At 59.8% G+C, this 18983-nt stretch carries 16 protein-coding genes and 2 pseudogenes; 9 read left to right on the top strand and 9 right to left on the bottom strand.

What is annotated here, in order from left to right:
• Positions 1-174: 174 nt before the first annotated feature.
• From AB4O41_RS16715 to AB4O41_RS16700, 4 genes and pseudogenes are all read left to right on the top strand, one after another.
• Positions 175-1077 (top strand): LysR family transcriptional regulator, encoded by a 903-nt coding sequence (locus AB4O41_RS16715; RefSeq protein WP_460143996.1) that lies wholly within the window; start codon positions 175-177, stop codon positions 1075-1077.
• Positions 1078-1206: 129 nt separating this feature from the next.
• A pseudogene (locus tag AB4O41_RS16710) lies at positions 1207-1824 on the top strand (glutathione S-transferase family protein); the annotation flags it as partial.
• A gap of 70 nt (positions 1825-1894) precedes the next feature.
• Positions 1895-2848, top strand: a pseudogene (locus AB4O41_RS16705) (flavin-nucleotide-binding protein); the annotation flags it as partial.
• 431 nt (positions 2849-3279) lie between these two features.
• Positions 3280-3657, top strand: coding sequence for a DUF6124 family protein (locus tag AB4O41_RS16700; RefSeq protein WP_460143995.1), 378 nt, complete (start codon positions 3280-3282; stop codon positions 3655-3657).
• A 103-nt stretch (positions 3658-3760) separates the two neighbouring features.
• On the opposite strand, the gene AB4O41_RS16695 is transcribed toward AB4O41_RS16700, so the two are convergent.
• From AB4O41_RS16695 to AB4O41_RS16655, 9 genes are all read right to left on the bottom strand, one after another.
• Positions 3761-4891 (bottom strand): glycosyltransferase family 4 protein, encoded by a 1131-nt coding sequence (locus AB4O41_RS16695; RefSeq protein WP_460143994.1) that lies wholly within the window; start codon positions 4889-4891, stop codon positions 3761-3763.
• Positions 4892-6022, bottom strand: a complete 1131-nt coding sequence (locus tag AB4O41_RS16690) for a glycosyltransferase family 4 protein (protein WP_460143993.1) — start codon at positions 6020-6022, stop codon at positions 4892-4894.
• Positions 6006-7370 carry a glycosyltransferase family 4 protein gene (locus AB4O41_RS16685; protein ID WP_460143992.1) on the bottom strand — a complete coding sequence of 455 codons (1365 nt, stop codon included), beginning with the start codon at positions 7368-7370 and terminating at the stop codon, positions 6006-6008. The genes AB4O41_RS16690 and AB4O41_RS16685 overlap by 17 nt, the downstream gene beginning before the upstream one ends.
• Positions 7367-8620: an ABC transporter ATP-binding protein gene (locus tag AB4O41_RS16680; RefSeq protein WP_460143991.1), complete on the bottom strand. Its 1254-nt coding sequence runs from the start codon at positions 8618-8620 to the stop codon at positions 7367-7369. The genes AB4O41_RS16685 and AB4O41_RS16680 overlap by 4 nt, the downstream gene beginning before the upstream one ends.
• Entirely contained in the window at positions 8620-9417 is a 798-nt protein-coding gene (locus AB4O41_RS16675; protein WP_460143990.1) for an ABC transporter permease, read from the bottom strand. Before AB4O41_RS16675 ends, AB4O41_RS16680 begins: the two co-directional genes overlap by 1 nt.
• Positions 9418-10860 (bottom strand): mannose-1-phosphate guanylyltransferase/mannose-6-phosphate isomerase, encoded by a 1443-nt coding sequence (locus AB4O41_RS16670; RefSeq protein ID WP_460143989.1) that lies wholly within the window; start codon positions 10858-10860, stop codon positions 9418-9420.
• Positions 10861-10863: 3 nt separating this feature from the next.
• Positions 10864-11835 carry a GDP-mannose 4,6-dehydratase gene (gene gmd, locus AB4O41_RS16665; protein WP_460143988.1) on the bottom strand — a complete coding sequence of 324 codons (972 nt, stop codon included), beginning with the start codon at positions 11833-11835 and terminating at the stop codon, positions 10864-10866.
• Complete coding sequence (locus tag AB4O41_RS16660) at positions 11832-12746, bottom strand: GDP-mannose 4,6-dehydratase (RefSeq protein WP_460143987.1); 915 nt, start codon at positions 12744-12746, stop codon at positions 11832-11834. The genes gmd and AB4O41_RS16660 overlap by 4 nt, the downstream gene beginning before the upstream one ends.
• Positions 12747-12961: 215 nt before the next feature.
• A complete protein-coding gene (locus AB4O41_RS16655) occupies positions 12962-13174 on the bottom strand; it encodes a hypothetical protein (protein ID WP_460143986.1) in 213 nt (70 codons plus the stop codon).
• On the opposite strand from AB4O41_RS16655, the gene AB4O41_RS16650 reads away from it, so the two are divergent.
• The 5 genes from AB4O41_RS16650 to AB4O41_RS16630 are packed head-to-tail and all read left to right on the top strand — an operon-like array spanning position 13173 to position 18907.
• A complete protein-coding gene (locus AB4O41_RS16650; RefSeq protein ID WP_460143985.1) occupies positions 13173-14738 on the top strand; it encodes a glycosyltransferase in 1566 nt (521 codons plus the stop codon). The genes AB4O41_RS16655 and AB4O41_RS16650 overlap by 2 nt on opposite strands.
• Positions 14732-16036 carry a glycosyltransferase gene (locus AB4O41_RS16645; protein WP_460143984.1) on the top strand — a complete coding sequence of 435 codons (1305 nt, stop codon included), beginning with the start codon at positions 14732-14734 and terminating at the stop codon, positions 16034-16036. The genes AB4O41_RS16650 and AB4O41_RS16645 overlap by 7 nt, the downstream gene beginning before the upstream one ends.
• Positions 16033-16932, top strand: a complete 900-nt coding sequence (locus AB4O41_RS16640) for a class I SAM-dependent methyltransferase (RefSeq protein ID WP_460143983.1) — start codon at positions 16033-16035, stop codon at positions 16930-16932. Before AB4O41_RS16645 ends, AB4O41_RS16640 begins: the two co-directional genes overlap by 4 nt.
• Positions 16929-18083, top strand: coding sequence for an acyltransferase family protein (locus tag AB4O41_RS16635; RefSeq protein WP_460143982.1), 1155 nt, complete (start codon positions 16929-16931; stop codon positions 18081-18083). The genes AB4O41_RS16640 and AB4O41_RS16635 overlap by 4 nt, the downstream gene beginning before the upstream one ends.
• The gene (locus AB4O41_RS16630; protein ID WP_460143981.1) at positions 18077-18907 is read left to right on the top strand and encodes a class I SAM-dependent methyltransferase; all 831 of its coding nucleotides are present in this window, start codon (positions 18077-18079) and stop codon (positions 18905-18907) included. Before AB4O41_RS16635 ends, AB4O41_RS16630 begins: the two co-directional genes overlap by 7 nt.
• The last annotated feature ends 76 nt before the right edge of the window (positions 18908-18983 follow it).

Below are 18983 nucleotides of genomic sequence, written 5' to 3'. Positions count from 1 at the left end.
TATCCGTCCGGATCGGCATTTTAGGTGGTCGCGACAGTTTTGCGATTCCTCTCAACGAGGCTGCAGGCCGCGAAAACCGTGATGCTCCCGCGACAGTTTTAATTCTCTAAAATCAACAATAAAAATCGCAGCCTATGGTTGCGATTTTTTTTATCTGAATAAAGGACATGCCCGATGGATCGCTTCCAGGAAATGCAGGTCTTCGCCACCGTCGCCCAGGAGCAAGGCTTCTCGGCGGCGGCGCGGCGTTTGGGGATGTCGGCGGCCAGCGTCACCCGCGCCGTGGCGGCGTTGGAGAAACGCATCGGCACCCAATTGCTGACGCGTACCACCCGCAGCGTGCATTTGAGCGAGGCGGGTCAACGCTATCTGGAAGATTGTCGGAGAATTCTCACCGAGGTGCAGGAAGCCGAGGATTCTGCGGCGGGCAGCCATGCCCAACCCCGTGGGCAACTGACGATTACGGCGCCGGTGTTGTTCGGTGATTTGTTTGTTACGCCGGTCATGGTCGGTTACCTGGCTCGATTCCCCGAAGTCAGCATCAACGCTCTACTGGTCGACCGGGTGGTGAGCATGGTCGAGGAGGGCATCGATGTGGCTGTGCGCATCGGTGAGTTGCCTGACAGCAATCAACATGCAATTCGCGTGGGCGAAGTGCGGCGGGTGATCTGCGCTTCCCCTGGATTCCTGACCGACCATGGTCGGCCCCGGCATCCTGCAGATTTGAGCGCAGCCCCGATCATTGCTACTTCGTCCATTGGGCAGCACAGAAGTTGGCCGTTCCTTGATGGGGGCGAGCCGATCAGCGTTCGTCCGGAACCGCGTCTTGTGGTCACCGCCAATCAGGCGGCTATCACTGCCGCCGCCATGGGGCTGGGGCTGACCCGGGTCCTGTCGTATCAAGTGGCGAGCAAGGTCGCCGCCGGTGAGCTGGAAATCGTGCTGGCCGACTTCGAACTGCCGCCATTGCCCATTCATGTGGTCTATCAGGGTGGGCGCAAGGCCCCAGTGCGGGTCCGTAGTTTTGTCGACTTCACGGTGAAGGTGTTGCGCGAACACCCGGCCCTGCACGGATGAAGGGTTATTGCACCGGATGAAATAATGGATTGCGTTTGCTGGTTATTCTGTTGTTTTGATGGCGAGTGGAAGATAGCCCCCATCGGCGCTGATCTTTTCTGAACGGCGTCACCACTCAGCGGAGTCACCATGCAAGCCATCAAACTCTACAGCTTTCCCCTCTCTGGCCACGCTCATCGTGTGGAGCTGATGCTGTCGCTGTTGCAACTGCCGACCGAGCTGATCTTCGTCGATTTGGCCAAGGGCGCGCACAAGCAACCGGACTTCCGGGCACTCAACCCGTTTGGTCAGGTTCCGGTGATTGATGATCAAGGCGTGGTGCTGGCCGATTCCAACGCAATTCTGGTCTACCTTGCGCTGAAATACGGCAACGGTCACTGGCTGCCAACCGACCCGGTCGGTGCGGCCAAGGTTCAGCGCTGGTTGTCGGTCGCCGCCGGGCCGATTGCCTTTGGCCCTGCCAGGGCAAGGCTGATCACTGTGTTTGGTGCGTCTTTCAATGCGCAAGAGGTGATCGCTTATTCCCATACATGGCTCAAAGTCATCGATCAGGAATTGGGCGCAACGGCCTATCTGGCCGGTAGCGAGCCGACCATCGCCGACATCGCCGCGTACAGCTACATCGCCCATGCACCCGAAGGCAATGTGTCGCTGGACGACTACGCCAACATCCGCGCGTGGCTGGCGCGGATTGAAGCTTTGCCAGGGTTTGTCGGCATGCCGCGCACCGTCGCCGGTTTGCAAAAACTGCCTGAAGTTCACGACCCGACTCGGTCGGGCCGTTCTTATTGCGCGAGAGCGCAGGGGAGAAGCCGTTATGGAACGTTCACCTTGGCACGCAGGCGAGAAACAGTTGCAGGCTCGCGTGGGTGTCGCCGAGCGAATGGACGAATTAGGTCGTAGGGTGATTCGCAGCGAGATGCCGGATCAGCACCGCATGTTCTATCAGCAACTGCCGTTCATGCTGTACGGCGCGGTGGATGCTGACGGCAATCCTTGGGCCAGCATTCTTGAAGGGGCGCCGGGTTTTGCCCATTCTCCAGAGCCTACGCTGCTGCAGTTCGGCAGCCTGCCTGGCCGCGACGACCCTGCGCAATTGCAAGACGGGGCGGCGATCGGTCTGCTCGGTATCGAGCTGCACACCCGACGTCGCAACCGTCTCAATGGTCGAATCGGCGCTGTAACGGCGAACGGTTTCGAGGTGAAGGTGGAGCAGTCTTTCGGCAATTGCCCGAAGTACATTCAATTGCGCCAGTTTCGCTCGGTACCCTTGGCGGATCCGGCGACCCGTATCGCGCAGCACCTCAATGGGCTGGATGACGCGGCCAAAGCCATGATCGCCGGCGCCGATACCTTCTTTGTCGCCAGTTATGTGGACGTCGATGGCCAACGCTCGGTGGACGTTTCTCATCGGGGTGGCCAGGCGGGTTTCATCCAGGTTGAGGGCAATCGCCTGACCATCCCGGACTTTGCCGGCAACCTGTTCTTCAATACCTTGGGCAACCTGCTGACCAATCCTCGAGCCGGTTTGCTATTCATCGATTTCGATTCGGGTGACTTGCTGCACCTCAGCGGTCGCACCCAAGTCATTCTCGAAGGTCCGCAGGTCGAAGCCTTTCAAGGGGCCGAGCGGCTCTGGACATTCGAGGTGGAGCGGGTAGTGCGTCGGCCCGCGGCGCTGGCCTTGCGTTGGCGCTTTGGCGGCGTGTCACCCACCAGTTTGCTGACCGGCACCTGGGCGCAGGCGAATGCTCGTCTGCAAGCCCAGGCTTCAGAGCCTTCGGTGCTCGACCTTTAGAAAAGGATCGCATCCTTCGGAAGCTCCTACAGGGTGTAAACAAATCCTGGGTAGGAGCTGCCGAAGGCTGCGATCTTTTGATCTTCAGGCCGTCCTACAGACGATGATTTTAGGGGGAGGTTTCCGACAGGTTTTGACGGTTGTCGGGTGGGAAGTGGAGTGGATAGGCTTTGGGGGTCGCTGGCAATTCAGCGACCGGGTCTGGAAAACCCGAAGTATAGGATCACAGCAGATGACATAATGCGGCGCATTTTGCAGCACCGCAGTTATGGCGGCTGTGCGTGGGAGACCTTCGGGTCTGCCGGGTTTGATCCTTAACCGGTTTTTCCAGTCCGCGTACAGCTGCCACCCTTTTCGTCTGGAAAACGAAAAATGGCAGCTCCATCTCTTTAAGGATCTTTGCCATGTTTAAGCCGACACCAAATCCGCCTGAAGCGGACGACGTTTCCCCCTACGAATCCCTCAATTCAAAAAAGCTCCACGAAGCCGCTGACCGCGCGCTCGATCACTACCTCAACCCATCCGCCCTCAAATCCCCCGTGGCCCGCAAGCCGAGCACGATGTATATGATTGCGCCGGATATCAAAGATGAAGACCTGTTGGCTCACACCTGTGAATCGTTGGCCCAGGCCAGTGTGATGGCGAGTGATTTTGCGGGGTATCTGGAAGGGCCGCACCGGCACACGGCGATGGCGATTCAACAGATCGTCATGTTGGCCGAACTGGCGGTGAACCGGATGCTGGATAACGTGGGCGTACCCAAACCTGCACCGCACAGCTGATCCCTGTGGGAGCCGGGCTTGCCCGCGATGACGGATTAACATTCAACATTGATGTTGACTGAGACTCAGCCATCGCGGGCAAGCCCGCTCCCACAAAAAGCAGTCATGCGTAGGACAGGGATTTTTCTTCCAGTAGTTCTTCGTACAACTGCGTCCACTTGCGACCCATTTCTTCCGCCGTGAACAACTGCCAATAACGGGCCTCTGCCTTCACGCCCATTTCGGCTGCAAGCATCGGGTTCTCCCACAGCGTACGCATGGCTTCACGGAACGCTTGTGGATGACTTGGCGGAACCACCAGCCCGGTTTCGTTATGGATATTGATGTAGCTGGTGCCGGTGCCGATTTCGCTGGAGATCATCGGTTTGCCGTACATAGCGCCTTCGAGCAGCGAGATGCCGAACGCTTCGGAGCGCAGGTGCGACGGAAATACGATCGCGTAACTCAATTGCAGCAGAGCGACTTTGTCTTCGTCCCCCAGACGCCCAAGAAAGTGAATATTGCGCAAACCCAACGCCGCAGCCTGGGCGTGCAGTTCGGCTTCCAGCGGCCCGGCGCCAACGATTACCACCGGGTAATCCACGTCTTTCAAGGCGTCGAGCAAAATGTGCAGGCCTTTGTAATAACGCATCACGCCCACAAACAGGAAAAACTTATCCCCAAGCTTTTGCCGCCAATGTTCCATGCGTTCGTTATCAGCCTGTGGATAACCGGCCTTGTTCAGACCATAGGGAATGACGCGGGTCTTGTCCTGAAATTGCTGCAACACATCACTGGTGTGCAGATAGTTGGGGGAGGCGGCGACGATCCGGTCGGCGCTGGCGAGGAAGCGGTTCATCAGTGGCCGGTAAAGTTTGAGTAGGTGCTTCTGGCGAATGATGTCCGAGTGGTAGGTCACCACACTGGGTTTGTTCATGCCGCTGAAAAAATGCACCAGGTCCATGAACGGCCACGGGAAGTGGTAATTGACCACGTCCGCTTCAGCAGCCATTTCGCGAAATTGCTTGAAGACGCTGTAAGAAAAGCCTGTGGAAGCGAACTGAATGTCGAGTTTGGCCCGATGCACTTCGTGTTGCCCAAGTTGTACCACTGGCGGTGTCGGGTCGGCACTGAGGGTTAGCACCCGGCCTTCAATACCGTGCTGGGCGCCGCTTTCGCACAACTGGAAGATCACTTGTTCGATCCCGCCGACGGAGTCAGGCAGGTACGTCTTGAAAAAATGAAGAACTCGCATTCAACCTCCCATAGCCTGGCGGTAGGCGCGGGCCGTGACCTTCGCGCAACGCCCCCAGGAAAAAATCCTTGCCTGCTGCAATCCGGCGTCCGAGCATCCCTGCCAATGTGTTTGATCGTCGATCAGTCGGCGCATGGCATCGCGCAGGCCGTCTGGATCGTCAGGTTCAATATAGTTGCCTGCAACGCCTGCGACTTCGGGCATGGCCGAACGTCGGGTCAGGATGACCGGCGTGCCGCTGGCCATGGCCTCCAGCACCGGCAGGCCGAAGCCTTCATAGAGCGACGGGAAAATCAGCGCCCGGGCGCCCGCCAACAGCTGCGCGACTTGCTCGTCGGGCAGATAGCCGAGCAAACACACATGACCATTGGCCAATGCCTGGCGCAGTTCATCGCTGAACTGTTCGCGCTGCCAGCCGGCCATGCCGACGATCAATAGCGGAAAACGCTGACGCAGCGCTTCCGGTAGTCGGGCATGGGCGCGCAGGGCCAGGTTCAGGTTCTTGCGTGGTTCCAGGGTGCCGACGCAAAGGAAGTATTCCCGCATCTCGACCCCGTGAGCCTTGAGCACCGCATCGATGGCCTCGGGTTCGCGTGGATGGAAACGTGCAGCCACGCCCAACGGTGCGACCACAAAACGCTCGGCCGGCAGGGAAAAATAGGCCTGAGCTTCGTCGGCGATGTACTGCGAGTCGGTGAGAATCAGCTGCGCCTGTTGCACGCCATCGGCCAGTCGCCGCTCGATTTCTCGCAGGCGCGCCGGCGGTTGCGTCTCGGGATAGTGCAAGTGCGTCAGATCATGCAGGGTGATGACCGTCGGGCCGTCGAACGACAATGGCCACAGACTGGGTTCGTGATAAAGGTCGATCGCCTGGGCGCGGCCTTGATCAAAGCGTTTCTGCGTCAGCCAGCGCCGAGCCTGATACGCCCCTGGTATCTGCCGCAACAATGGCGTCAGTCGCGAGTAGCCCGGCATGGCTGCATCGGGTAGCGAAGAGCTCCAGCCCCAGCCATGGAACAACGACAATTCAACATCCGGCTCACCGGCCAGGGCATTCACCAGTTCGGCGACGTAATGGCCAATGCCGGTGCGCGGAGCCTGGAGGATTCGGGCGTTAAGGGCAATTCGCATGTTGCCTCTCTACCACGGGTGTTTCCACAAGGTTGCGCAGGGTTCGTTCAACCAGTTGCGCACTGGCTTCACGCCAGCCGATCCAGCGCCAGTCCGCCACATTGCGGACGGCCGGGAATTGTTGGCTGCTCTCGAATCGAGCAACCAGATCGGCCAGGCTTTGTGGTTCGGCCAGGTCGAAGTACGCCATGAACTCGCCGCCTATTTCACGGAAAACCGGGATGTCACTGCCCATGGCAGGCAAGCCACGCTGCATGGCCTCCACCAGTGGCAGGCCGAAGCCTTCGACATAGGATGGAAACACCAGCGCACTGGCGTGGGAATAGGCGTGTTCGAGGCTGGTGTCGCTCAGGTCGTTAAACATGAACAATCGCGAATTCAACTGCGGGTGATTGCGCACCCGGGCGAGCAGGGCATCGCACTTCCAGCCAATGCGCCCGGCGATGCACAACCGGGCTTTCGAGCCTGCGGCCCAGGCGAGTTCAAAGGCGTCCAGCAAGTAGTCATGGTTCTTGCGCGGCTCGATGGTGCTGACCATCAGGAACACCGGTTCCGGGGTATCGAACAGCCGTGTCAAACGCGTTTCGACGGTGGCGGTTTCTTCGTGCAGGTCCAGCTCGGAACCCAGGTGGAAATAGTCGAACCACAAGGTCTCGGCGTTGGCAGGACCGACGCGACGATGCAATTCTTCGCGCACCTGATCGCGCACCGTAGCGGAAATCGCCACATAGCCGTCGGCGGTTTTGGCGATCCAGTCGAACCACTCGTTGAAAATCTGCACCAGTCGCGTGTCGTAGAACTGCGGGTGGGTCAGGGGAATCAAGTCGTAGATCACCGAGACAATGCCCACGCCTTCGCGTTTGAGTTGTTCGGCCAACGGGAAGAAATCGGCGTGCCAGGACGAATCCAGCAACACGAGCTGATCGCCCGGTTGATGCTGCAGCGGCGAGCAACGTTTGGGCAGGTGATATTGGTTGATCCGGTCAATCACACGCAACGGTACGCTGAAACCCGCCAGCGCCGTGAGGCGGTAAGCCGCGTACAGCGCGCGCCGGGTCCATCGCGATGTGCAGCGTTTGTCGAGGCGCTGGTGCAGTTGCCAGAAACGATGGGCCAAACGCTCCAGACGCCCACCGAACGCCATCAGCCCATTGAAAAGCGGCGTGTCCAAAGGCGCCAGACTCAACACCCGGTAGAGCTTGCCCTTGAGCATCACCACCGGAATGCACTCGACACCGTCGACACGTTCAGGCAACTGATTGATGACGTTGCGCACCACCCGCTGGATGCCCGAGTTGACCTTGGGGTGCTGGAACACGTACGTGCATTCCACCAGAAGACGGGTCATGGCGTGTTCTCCGGGACAATCGATTTGGTCGCTCGAGTAATGGTGGTTTTCGCCCCCAGCCACGAGCAGCCCACGAAGTCTTCGTGTCGGTTGTTGATCACGTGGAACACCAGGCCGTAGTCGCGCCACTCGAAATTGCGGTCCAGGTGCGAGTCCAGCCGCGACAGGCTCAGGGCCACGGAATAGTTGCCCTTGCCCAGGCCCATGACGAAGGCAAAGCGGTAGGTCACCCGCTCGCCGGCCTGCAGGTCGGTGAGGGCGAGGTCCTGACGATGGGTGTTTATGCCGTACATGGCCTGGCCCAGGCGATCCTTGATCATGAAACCCAGCACCAGGCGTTCGATGTCCTGGTGCACTTCGACTTGCACCTCAAGCACCACTGGTTGGCCGACTTCGGCCGCATCGATGGCGCGTTCGCGTTCATCGAGCATGCGCACGCTGAGGATCCCGGCTTCACCGGTGCCGGAAACGGTTTGCACCTGGCCGTCCGCGAGCATTTCCTGACGCACCGTCTGGCCTTCGCGCTCGGCGAGCAGGGCGTTGTAGTAGTCCATGACGGCTTCGGGTTTGCCATGCATGGCCATGCGGCCATTTTCCAGGAGGATCGCCGAGTCGCAGATAGACTGAATCGCCGAGCGGTCGTGGGACACGATCAGCAATGTGGTGCCGGCCTTGCGGAAGCTGCGGATGCGTTCAAAGCTCTTGTGCTGGAAGTAGGCGTCGCCCACCGACAGCGCTTCGTCGACGATCAGGATGTCCGGGCGGCGGGCGGTGGCCACGCTGAACGCCAGGCGCATCTGCATGCCGCTGGAGTAGGTGCGCACCGGGTGGTCGATGGCTTCGCCGATTTCCGCGAAATGCTCGATCTGTGGCATCAGGGCTTCGATTTCTTCGACCTGCATGCCTAGTAATTGCCCGGCCATGACCGCGTTTTGCCGGCCGGTGAATTCCGGGTGAAAACCCATGCCCAGTTCCAGCAGGGCGGCGACGCGGCCTTCGAGCTGGATTTGCCCACAGGTGGGTTGGGTGGTGCCGGTGATCATCTTCAGCAAGGTGCTTTTGCCCGCACCGTTGACCCCGACGATGCCCACCGCTTCACCGGGAGCAATCTCGAATGCCACGTCTTGCAGCACCCAGTGCTGGCGATGACGGATTGCCGAAAACGGGATCAGCCACTCGGCCAGTCGGCTCCAGCGCGTGGCGTATTGCTTGTAGGCCTTGCCCAGGCCGGTCACGCGTATGTGTCCCATCAGAGTTCATCCACCATTTCGCCGACCCGCTGACGAAACAGTCGCAGCCCGATCACGCAGAACAACAGACCGATCACGAAGATCGGCAGCAGCGAACTCCAGACCGGCCATTGACCGTAGAGGAACAGGTTCTGGTAGCTGCCGATCAGGTTGGTCATGGGATTGAGTTGCAACAGCCGTTGCACCCACTCGGGCAGGATGCTCATCGGGTACACGATCGGCGTGAGCCAGAACCAGAATTGCAGGCAGATGCCGAAGAGTTGCCCGACATCGCGAAAGAACACGTTCAGCACACCGAGGATCATTCCCAGCCCGGCGCAGAACATCACCTGCAGCGCCATCAGCGGCAGCAACGCCAGCAGGGCCATGCCCGGCAGGCGCCCGGTGATCAGCAGAAAGCCCAGGAATAGCCCGATGATGATTGCGAAGTTGATGCCGGCGTTGAACAGTACGATCACCGGCAGGCAGATTCTCGGGAAGCTGATTTTCTTCAGCAGGTTGGCGTTTTCCAGAAACATGTTCTGGCTGCGCAGGGTGATTTCCGAGAACAGCCCCCAGGTCAGCAACCCCGCGCATAGATAGATGCTGTAGGCCATGCCGTCATCCACACCCGGCAAACGTGCGCGCATGATGTGGGAAAAAATCACCGTGTAGACGATGATCATCGACAGCGGATTGAGCACGGTCCACAGGGCACCGAACAGCGAATTGCGATAACGCGCTTGAAACTCTCGCTTGACGCTACCGAGGATGAAACCTCGATAGCCCCACAGCGAGCGATACAGGGAAAGCAACATTCAAACCGTCCTGCCGTATTGGTCTTCGAAGCGAACGATATCGTCCTCCCCCAGGTATTCACCGCTTTGCACTTCGATGATCACCAGGTCGATCACGCCGGGGTTTTCCAGACGGTGCCGGTGCCCGGCGGCAATGAACGTCGACTCGTTCTTGGCCACCAGGTGTGACCCGGAACCGTTGTTGGTGACCTTAGCCATGCCTTCGACTACCACCCAGTGTTCGTTGCGGTGGTGGTGCATCTGCAACGACAACTTGGCACCGGGTTTGACCACGATACGTTTGATCTTGAACCGCGGACCTTCCTCGAGCACGGTGTAAGTGCCCCAAGGTCGGCTGACTGTGCGGTGCAGGCGATAGGCTTCGTGTTTTTTGTCCTTGAGCTGCCGGGCTACCCGGCGCACATCCTGGGCGCGGTCGGCGTGGGCCACCAGCACCGCGTCGGCGGTGTCGATGATGATCAGGTTATCCACACCCACTGCGGCTACCAACCGGTCTTCGCTCTGGATGAAGTTGTTGTGGCTGTCGATGAAGATCGCGTCGCCGCTGGCGCGATTGTTCTGTGCATCGGCCGGCACCAGCGCCGCCACGGCGCCCCAGGAACCGATGTCGCTCCAGTCGAAAGAGGCTGGCACCACGACCACTTTGTCGGAGCGTTCCATCAAGGCGTAGTCGATGGAGATGTCGGTGATTTCGGCGAAGTGCGTGGGCGACAGTTCCTGTTGCAGGCAACCGCCGGTTTCCACTGGCGCACTGGCCGCCATGCAGGCCCGAGCCTGTTCAAGCAGTGCGGGGGCGTGAAGGTGCAACTCGGCCAGCAGCGTGGCGATCGAGAAGCAGAACATTCCCGAATTCCACAGGAAATTGCCGCTCTCCAGATAATGCGTGGCGGTTTGCAAATCAGGTTTTTCAACGAAGCGCTGCACCTTGGCGGCGCCTTTGTCGTCCAGCGGCGCACCGGTTTCGATGTAGCCAAAGCCGGTTTCCGGGGCCGTTGGCACGACGCCGAAGGTCACCAGATGACCGGCCTTGGCCAGCGCCACGGCGTGCTCGACCGCGCTTTTCAACGCGTCTTCGTGGAGGATCAGATGGTCGGCGGGCATCACCACCATGATCGCTTCGTCGCCGTGCAGGGTTTGTAGCGAAAGGGCCGCTGCCGCGATGGCCGGGGCTGTATTGCGGCCCATCGGCTCGAGCAGGAAATGCCCGCGATGACGCTCCAGGCGCGCATCCTGATAGTGATCCTTGCTCTGGAAGTAATAGTCGCGATTCGTCACCGTGACGATATCGCCCCAGCCATCGAGCAAACCGGCCGCACGCCGATAAGTTTTACTCAGCAGCGACTGACCGTCGGGCAGGGTCATGAACGGCTTGGGATGGCCTTCACGGGACACAGGCCACAAACGGGTCCCGGCACCGCCGGAGAGAATCACGGGAATCAGCATGGCCTACTCCTTGGCCACGCGTTTCATGTCCGCATCCATCATCATGCGGATCAAGGTGTCCAGATCGGTTTTTGGCTTCCAACCCAGAACGCGCTTGGCCTTGGCCGGGTTACCAAGCAGCACCTCTACCTCGGCCGGGCGGAAAAATGCCGGGTCGATTTTCACAAAGTCGCGGTAATTGAGGCCGATGTGATCGAAAGCGATGCGGCACATTTCGCGCACGGTGGTGGTCACGCCGGTGGCGACCACGTAATCGTCAGGCTTGTCTTGTTGCAGCATCAGCCACATGGCTTCGACATAGTCGCCAGCGAACCCCCAGTCACGTTTCGCGTCGATGTTGCCCAGGCGCAGCTCCTGCTGTTTGCCCAGTTTGATGCGAGCGGCGGCGTCGGTGACTTTACGGGTCACGAACTCAATGCCGCGCAACGGTGATTCGTGGTTGAACAGGATCCCGCTGCTGGCGTGCAGGTTGAAGCTTTCGCGGTAGTTCACGGTGATCCAGTGGCCGTAGAGCTTGGCCACGCCGTACGGGCTGCGCGGGTAAAACGGCGTGTTTTCGTCCTGCTGTTCGGCTTGAATCAAGCCGAACATTTCGCTGGTGGACGCTTGATAGAAGCGGGTGTGCGGACTGAACTGGCGGATCGCTTCGAGCAGATGGGTCACGCCCAGGCCGTCGACGATGCCGGTGGCCACCGGTTGATCCCAGGAGGCAGCGACAAAGCTTTGCGCGGCCAGGTTATAGACCTCGTCCGGCGCCGACTTGATCACCGCGCGCTGCACCGAACAGGCATCGGCCATGTCGCCATCCAGATAGACGATATCGCCCTCGATCCCCGTCTCGCGCAGTCGCCAACGTGAGTCGCTGCTGCGCCGCGCCACCAGGCCGTGAACCTTGTAACCCTTGTCGAGCAAGAGTTTGGCCAGATACGCGCCGTCCTGGCCGGTAATTCCTGTGATCAGTGCACTTTTGGTCATTCTTGTTGTACTCGCTTCTCCCAGTCGGACAGGATCGCCCGCAGGGATTGTTGTGTTGTGATTTCAGGCGTCCATCCTATGGTCTGGGCAAGCTTGGCGTGGCTGCCACAAACGCGACGCTGATCCGCGCGACGAAAACGCGCCGGATCCTGAATCAGTTGCATATCGACCTGGGCGAGGTCCCCCAGCTGTTCAATCAAACTGCGAATACTCTGCTCGCGCCCCGAGCAAATGTTGTAGACCTGCCCCGGCGCGCCTGTTTCCAGCAACGCCAGGTAGGCCGACACCACATCACCCACATCAAGGAAGTCGCGGGTGACATCGATGTCACCGACTTCCAGGTGTGGTGCTTGCAGGCCTTGCTTGATTCGGCTGATTTGCCGTGCAGCGCTGGCGATGACGAAGCTGTCTTTCTGCCCGGTGCCGATATGGTTGAACGGGCGCGCGACCAATACCGGCCAACCCTCGCTCAGGCCCCATTGCAGGCTCAGGAACTCCGCCGACAGTTTGCTCACGGCATAAGGATTGCGCGGGCAGGGTGGCTGGAATTCGGTGATGGGCAGATCGGTCTCGTTGACCTGGCCATAGACGTCACCGGAGCTGACGTACAGGAAGGTGCCGTTGAAGCCGCGGGCCTTTAGGGCTTGAAGCAGGTTGAGGGTGCCCAGCAGGTTGATATTCAGCGTACGCGCCGGATCACGGAAGGCTTCGGGAACGAAGGTCTGGCCGGCCAGGTGAATGACCGCGTCGGGCATCTCCGGCCACAGACCTTCAAGGCTTTCTGGCTGTGCGAGATCGTACCGGGACGGGGCAGGCAGCAGCTCCCATTCCGAGACATCAGCCTTCAGTCGAGATTGGATGTGTTGTCCTACGAATCCACTCAGACCCGTTACGAACAGACGCTTTTTCAAGCCGCGGTTCCTCAATTTTAAACTTCTGCCATTTCCCACAGGATTTACGGAATTGTCCGACAATTCGAGGGAAAATCCTCGATAAGTGGATGGGCGAAGTCATTGTTGTAGTTGTTTGGTAGCCAATCTGTGCCAATTGCGCAGCAATTTCAACAGGTCCCACCGTGACTGATCAGTTCTCGTTTTTGCAGGCCTATTTATTATCGCCGAGCGGTTCACGGACCCTTGATGGATGTGTTTAGAATGCCCCTCGTCACGATCGCCCAGGGTTCGGCAGGGTTGTTCTGGAACTCCGCGAAACTGACCACTAAAACAAGAACGTAGACGGGCATGAAGACCATAGACGAGGGCGGCACGCCGACTCGATCCGTAGCTTCGCCGTCATAGAGTGAGGTTGCCGGGATGGCAGCCTCATCGTGGGATGCCATGAATTTTATTCTTTACTCGGACGTCAACGACAGTTCCATCAGCCGGAGCCTCGGTCGTCCCGAATACAGTTACTACTTCGTGCTCAAGGCTTATCGCCCGGTGCTCGAAAGTCTTGGGCGGGTGCATGTGGTGTCCTCTACCGCCGAGGTCGACCCCCTCTACAGGCAACTGCTTGCTGCTGGCGAAGACAGCCTGTTCCTGTCTTTTACTCCTCCGCAGAAAACCCCGAACGATCTTGAATGCCCGACGATCTGCGTGGTGGCCTGGGAGTTCGATTCGATTCCCGATGAGCAGTGGGACAACGATCCCCGACAGGACTGGACCCGCATGCTGGCGCGCCAGGGCCGGGTGATCACGCTCTCCAGTCATACCGCGCGGGCGATTCGTCGGGCCATGGGCGAAGACTTTCCGGTGTTGGTATTGCCGACCCCGTTGTGGGAAAACTTCGCGGCCATTCGTAGCCGTCATACCAATGTGCCGGTCAATGCCGGCTCGACCCTCGATATCAAGGGTTGCATCCTCGATACCCGCACGTTGGGGCTGACAGCCGACTCGCTGACTCCACCGCCGCTGACCCCCGAGCAGCAGGCCGAACTCGATGCCTTGCGACCGCCGCCGCTGACCCTGAAACGCCGCTTCGTCATCGCCAGGCACTACTTGCGTCTGTGGGCGCTGGACCTGGGCAAGGCGCAACCGGTGCCGGTCCATCGCACTCATTTTCTGAGCCAGTGGTACTGGGAGGGGATTCGCGATCTGTTGTCCGATCCGGCTCATTCCAGGCTCGCAAAATACCTCCCGGCCATTGCCGGTCCGCAGTCGGTGCCGGTCCATGTACCAGTGCCCGTGGACCTTCCGGACACTACGGAACAGGTTCAGACCCATGTCGACGGCGTGGTCTACGTCACCGTGTTCAACCCCAAGGACGGGCGCAAGAACTGGCATCAACTGATCAGCGCATTCTGCTGGGCGTTCCGGGAAACCGAGGATGCCACGTTGGTATTGAAGATCACCCAGAGCGACCTGTCGGCCTACTACACCGAGCTGATGACCTTGCTGGCGCAGCTGTCGCCGTTCGCCTGTCGGGTGGTGGTGATGCACGGTTACCTGGACGATCCGCAATATGCCCGGCTCTATGAGGCGGCGAGTTATTACGTCAACGCCTCACGCTGCGAGGGCCTGTGCCTGCCGCTGATGGAGTTCATGGCCAGCGGAAAACCGGTGATTGCCCCGGACCACACGGCCATGGAGGATTACATCGATGAGCGTGTGGCGTTTGTGGTCAAGTCCAGCGAAGAGCTGACCATCTGGCCCCAGGACACCCGCATTATTTACCGTACCCTGCGATATCGACCGGACTGGGGTTCGTTGAAAGCGGCCTACGAAAACAGCTACCGGATCGCCAAGGAGCAGCCGCTGGAATATCAGCGCATGTCTCACGCTGCGGTCGAGCGCATGCACGAATACTGTGCCTTCGTTCCGGTACAACAGCGCCTGGCGGACTTTTTCGGGCTGGCGCCACACAGTGTGCCAGCAACGGCCGCGACGGATAACGCCTCATGCTGATCATCATTCATTCGGAAACCAACCAGCGCACCATTGCCCAGAACCTGGGCCGTTCGGAATACAGCTACTACTTCGTGCTCAAGGAGTATCGGCCGGTGCTGGAGCGACTGGGGCGGGTAGTGGAAGTCAGCGACCCGCAGACCGAAGTCGACGCCCTGTACCTCGACTGCCTGTCCCATGGCGAAGACTGCGTGTTCCTGTCGTTCTCGCCGCCCCATCGCACGCCGGTGCATTTCGCCTGTCCGACCCTGGCGGTGTTTGCGTGGGAATTCAGCACCATTCCCAACGAGCCGTTCGCCGGTGAACCGCGTAATGACTGGCGCACGGTATTGCGCGCATGCGGTGCGGCGATCACCCATTCCAGCTACACCGTCAACGCCGTGCGCGAAGCCATGGGCGCCGACTATCCGATCGTCGCGGTGCCGGCGCCGGTGTGGGATCGCTTTGCCGAGCGCGGTGCGCAGCTGCAGCGCCAGCCAAAGGCCCGCCAGGTGCGATTGAAGATCAAAGGCTTGCTGGCAGACAGTCGCCAACTTGATCTGCGGGCCTTTGCTCCTGCGCATCTGCGTGCCGGCAAGGGCATCGACTTTCAGGCGCCCGCTCGTGAACAGGAGCTGGTGCTCGACGGTGTGATCTATACCTCGGTGTTCAACCCCGGCGACGGGCGCAAGAATTGGGAAGACATGCTCAGCGCCTTTTGCGTGACTTTCCGCGAGGTGGAAGACGCCACGCTGGTGCTCAAACTGACGCACCACGATGCCGAAGAAGCGCTGACCGATATCCTTCATCACTTGTACAAAAACCAGCCTTACCGCTGCCGCATTGTGTTGATTTACGGCTACCTCGCGGATGCGGACTACGAACGTCTGGTGCAGGCCACGAGTTACGTGGTGAACACATCCTACGGCGAGGGCCAGTGCCTTCCGCTGATGGAGTTCATGTCCTGTGGCAAGCCGGCGGTGGCGCCGCGCACCACGGCGATGATCGATTACCTGGACGCCGACAACGCTTTCCTCATTGACTCCACGGATGAGCTGACAGCCTGGCCCCACGACCCACGCAAGGCGTTTCGCACCCTGCGTTACATCACCAATTGGGCCTCGCTGTGCACGGCCTATCGGGCCAGCTATGACGTGGCCACGGACGACCCGCAACGCTATGCAAGGATGTCCGCCCACGCGGTAACCAGCCTGCAAAACTTCTGCAGCCAGACGACCGCTGAACAGCGTCTGAAAGAGTTTCTTGCCCGGATGTTCGAAACCCGCGCTGCATCTGCCGTGGAAACCCCCGAGGCATGATCCGCGCATTGATGAGTTGGCTGCGTCCAGTGGCGAAACCCGAACCGGTGCCTGTGCCTGCACCGGTTGCGCAAGGCAGCGTGTCGCCGCGCGATGTCGGCTTGCACGACGCCATGCTCGATGGCTGGTTTTTGGGCGATAGCGGCGAATTGCTCAAGGGCTTTGCAATCACAGCAGACGACACCTTGCTGGATGTCGGCTGCGGTGAGGGCGTTGCGACACTGTTTGCGGTACGTCAGGGCGCGTCGGTGATTTTTACCGACAGTGAATACGAAAAGGTCCGTGATCTGGCCCGGCAAGTGGAAGCGCAGACGGACAAGTCCAACCTGGGGCTTGTCAGCAATAGCCTGCCGTTGCCGCTGGCCGATGGCTGCGCGAGCAAAGTCGTGTGCATGGAAGTGCTCGAACACATCGACCAGCCCGAGCCGTTCATGGCCGAGTTGGTGCGCATGGGCCGTCCGGGTGCGCAGTATCTGCTCAGCGTGCCGGCGCCGGTGGGCGAGCATTTGCAACAAGGCATCGCACCGGCCAGCTATTTCCAGTCGCCCAATCACGTACAGATTTTTACCCCGGAACGTTTTGCCGCGTTGGTGGAGGACGCCGGTCTGGTGATTGAGCATCGTCAGGCCACCGGGTTTTTCTGGGTGATGGGCATGATCTTCTTCTGGGCCAGCGAGCGCGCGGCCGGGCGCGACCTGGGCGGCGCGGTGCGTGACCGGATTCAGGCGCCGTACCCACCGCTGATGGAGAGCTGGGCGAAAACCTGGCAAGAATTGCTGACGCAACCCAATGGGCTGGCGATCAAGCAGATGCTCGATCAGTTCATGCCCAAGAGCCAGGTGATCATTGCACGCAAACCGATGGCGACCGACTCAAAGGCCGGGACTGCGCCATGAGTGGTCAACGGATTCTCGACATCGAGTTGTTGCGCGGGATCGCTGTGCTTGGTGTGCTGGTGCATCACCTGCAAACCATGCCGTTTCCGGGTGGGCTGCCGGGCTTTGAGTCGGGTACGGCCCACGGGCAATTCTGGTGGGGCGTGGACCTGTTTTTCGTGATCTCGGGGTTTGTGATCGCCCGTGGTCTGATTCCGCTGCTGCGCGGATGCCACACACCGCAGGCCTTCTGGCAGGAAACCCGTGATTTCTGGATTCGCCGGGCCTTTCGTCTGTTGCCATCCGCCTGGTTGTGGCTGCTGCTGATGTTATCGGGCGCGCTGTATTTCAATCATTCGGGTGCCTTTGGCACGGTGCAGGCCAATCTGCAGGCGACGCTGGCGGGCTTTCTGCAATTTGCCAATTTCCGCTTTGCCGAAAGCTTTATGCGCTTCGAATACGGTGCCAGCTTCGTTTACTGGAGCCTGTCCCTTGAAGAGCAGTTCTACCTGCTGTTGCCGTTGCTGATCTTTGTCTGCCGCAAGCGGTTGGTGTGGGTGTTGCTTGCCCTGGTTGCGGTGCAGCTGTTCACTTGGCGTTCAGCGCTGTTGATGAGCATCAGGACCGATGCTCTGGCATTGGGCGTGTTGCTGGCGATGTGGAGCTCAAGGCCGAGCTATCTGACCTGGGAGCCACGGTTGTTACGCCGCTCCTGGTCCGGCCCGTTGATACTGATCGGCCTGGGGTCGGTACTGAGCGTGCTGGCGAGCACACCGTTCAACCTGGCGAGCTATAGGGTCGCAGTCATTGCCTTGTTGTGCGCGGCGCTGGCCTGGATCGCTTCCTACAATCGCGATTATTTGCTGCCCAAGGGCAGGCTCAAACAAATACTGGTCTGGTTGGGCGCCCGTTCCTATGGCATTTACCTGATCCACATCCCGGCGTTTTTTGCCGTGCGCGAAGGCTGGTTTCGTTTTGCTCCTGCCGGTTCGCAGGACGTGGCAATGCAGCCGGCACTGGCGCTGTTTTGCGCCATGAGCCTGATCGTGCTGCTGAGTGAACTCAACTACCGATTCATCGAGCTGCCCATGCGCAACCGGGGTGCCCGTCTGGTGCAACGCTTGCGTGGATCCCGATCAGCCCTTCCATCCTCTGGAGCCACCTCATGCTGAGCCTTTTGAAGAAACTCACGGCGGGTACGTCCGCTGCCGCGACGCCAGAACCCTCGGCCCCGGACAAGGTCGACCCGTACATGCTCGGCCTGCACGATGCGATGCTCAGCGGCTGGTTCAACCAGCAAACCGGCGAGTTGTTCACCGGCTTCCCGGTCAGCCCCGAGGACACACTACTGGATGTGGGCTGCGGTGACGGCGGCAACGTGCATTTCTGCGGCATGCGCGGGGCGAAGATCATTATCGCCGACATCGACGCCGCCAAGGTCGAAGCGACTCGTCAACGCCTGAGCGACACACCGGCGCGGGGCGTCGAGTGTCACGTCACGGATTGCAACCCGCTGCCGATTGCCGATGCGACCGCGACCCGGGTGGTGTCCACCGAAGTCATCGAACACGTCGACGATCCAGCGCAGTTCCTCGCCGAGCTGGTGCGGGTCGGCAAGCCTGGGGCGTTGTATTTGCTCAGTGTTCCGCACCCGAGTTCCGAAGACCTGCAAAAAGACATCGCTGCGCCGGAGTATTTCCAGAAGCCCAACCACATTCGCATCATCAGCGAAGAGCAGTTCAAGGCGATGGTCAGCGACGCCGGCCTGGAAGTCATCAGCCATAGCCAGTACGGGTTCTATTGGTCGATGTGGATGCTGTTGTTCTGGGAAGCCAAGGTCGATTTCAGCAACGCCGACCACCCGTTGCTCAATCATTGGGCTGAAACCTGGCAAGCCGTGCTGTCCTCGCCACGGGGTGCGCAGATCAAACAGGCGCTGGACGCGGTGGTGGCGAAAAGTCAGGTGATCATTGCCCGCAAGCCGATGGCTGAGTAGGCTGCCGGGAATTCGTAATAGATCAATTGTGGCGAGGGAGCTTGCTCCCGCTGGGCTGCGAAGCAGCCCCTCATTT

This window comes from Pseudomonas sp. S2_A02 (assembly GCF_054668495.1).
The sequence above is the reverse complement of the archived record's forward strand: the minus strand, read 5'-3'. Positions and strand labels throughout refer to the sequence as shown.

Bases quoted from the DNA above. Each gene is read 5' to 3' on its own strand.
- AB4O41_RS16695 (WP_460143994.1), bottom strand. From the start codon at position 4,891: ATGCGAGTTCTTCATTTTTTCAAGACGTACCTGCCTGACTCCGTCGGC.
- AB4O41_RS16630 (WP_460143981.1), top strand. From the start codon at position 18,077: ATGCTGAGCCTTTTGAAGAAACTCACGGCGGGTACGTCCGCTGCCGCG.
- AB4O41_RS16670 (WP_460143989.1), bottom strand. From the start codon at position 10,860: ATGCTGATTCCCGTGATTCTCTCCGGCGGTGCCGGGACCCGTTTGTGG.
- gmd (WP_460143988.1), bottom strand. From the start codon at position 11,835: ATGACCAAAAGTGCACTGATCACAGGAATTACCGGCCAGGACGGCGCG.
- AB4O41_RS16700 (WP_460143995.1), top strand. From the start codon at position 3,280: ATGTTTAAGCCGACACCAAATCCGCCTGAAGCGGACGACGTTTCCCCC.
- AB4O41_RS16680 (WP_460143991.1), bottom strand. From the start codon at position 8,620: ATGGGACACATACGCGTGACCGGCCTGGGCAAGGCCTACAAGCAATAC.
- AB4O41_RS16650 (WP_460143985.1), top strand. From the start codon at position 13,173: ATGAATTTTATTCTTTACTCGGACGTCAACGACAGTTCCATCAGCCGG.
- AB4O41_RS16645 (WP_460143984.1), top strand. From the start codon at position 14,732: ATGCTGATCATCATTCATTCGGAAACCAACCAGCGCACCATTGCCCAG.
- AB4O41_RS16715 (WP_460143996.1), top strand. From the start codon at position 175: ATGGATCGCTTCCAGGAAATGCAGGTCTTCGCCACCGTCGCCCAGGAG.
- AB4O41_RS16640 (WP_460143983.1), top strand. From the start codon at position 16,033: ATGATCCGCGCATTGATGAGTTGGCTGCGTCCAGTGGCGAAACCCGAA.
- AB4O41_RS16685 (WP_460143992.1), bottom strand. From the start codon at position 7,370: ATGACCCGTCTTCTGGTGGAATGCACGTACGTGTTCCAGCACCCCAAG.
- AB4O41_RS16690 (WP_460143993.1), bottom strand. From the start codon at position 6,022: ATGCGAATTGCCCTTAACGCCCGAATCCTCCAGGCTCCGCGCACCGGC.
- AB4O41_RS16655 (WP_460143986.1), bottom strand. From the start codon at position 13,174: ATGGCATCCCACGATGAGGCTGCCATCCCGGCAACCTCACTCTATGAC.
- AB4O41_RS16675 (WP_460143990.1), bottom strand. From the start codon at position 9,417: ATGTTGCTTTCCCTGTATCGCTCGCTGTGGGGCTATCGAGGTTTCATC.
- AB4O41_RS16635 (WP_460143982.1), top strand. From the start codon at position 16,929: ATGAGTGGTCAACGGATTCTCGACATCGAGTTGTTGCGCGGGATCGCT.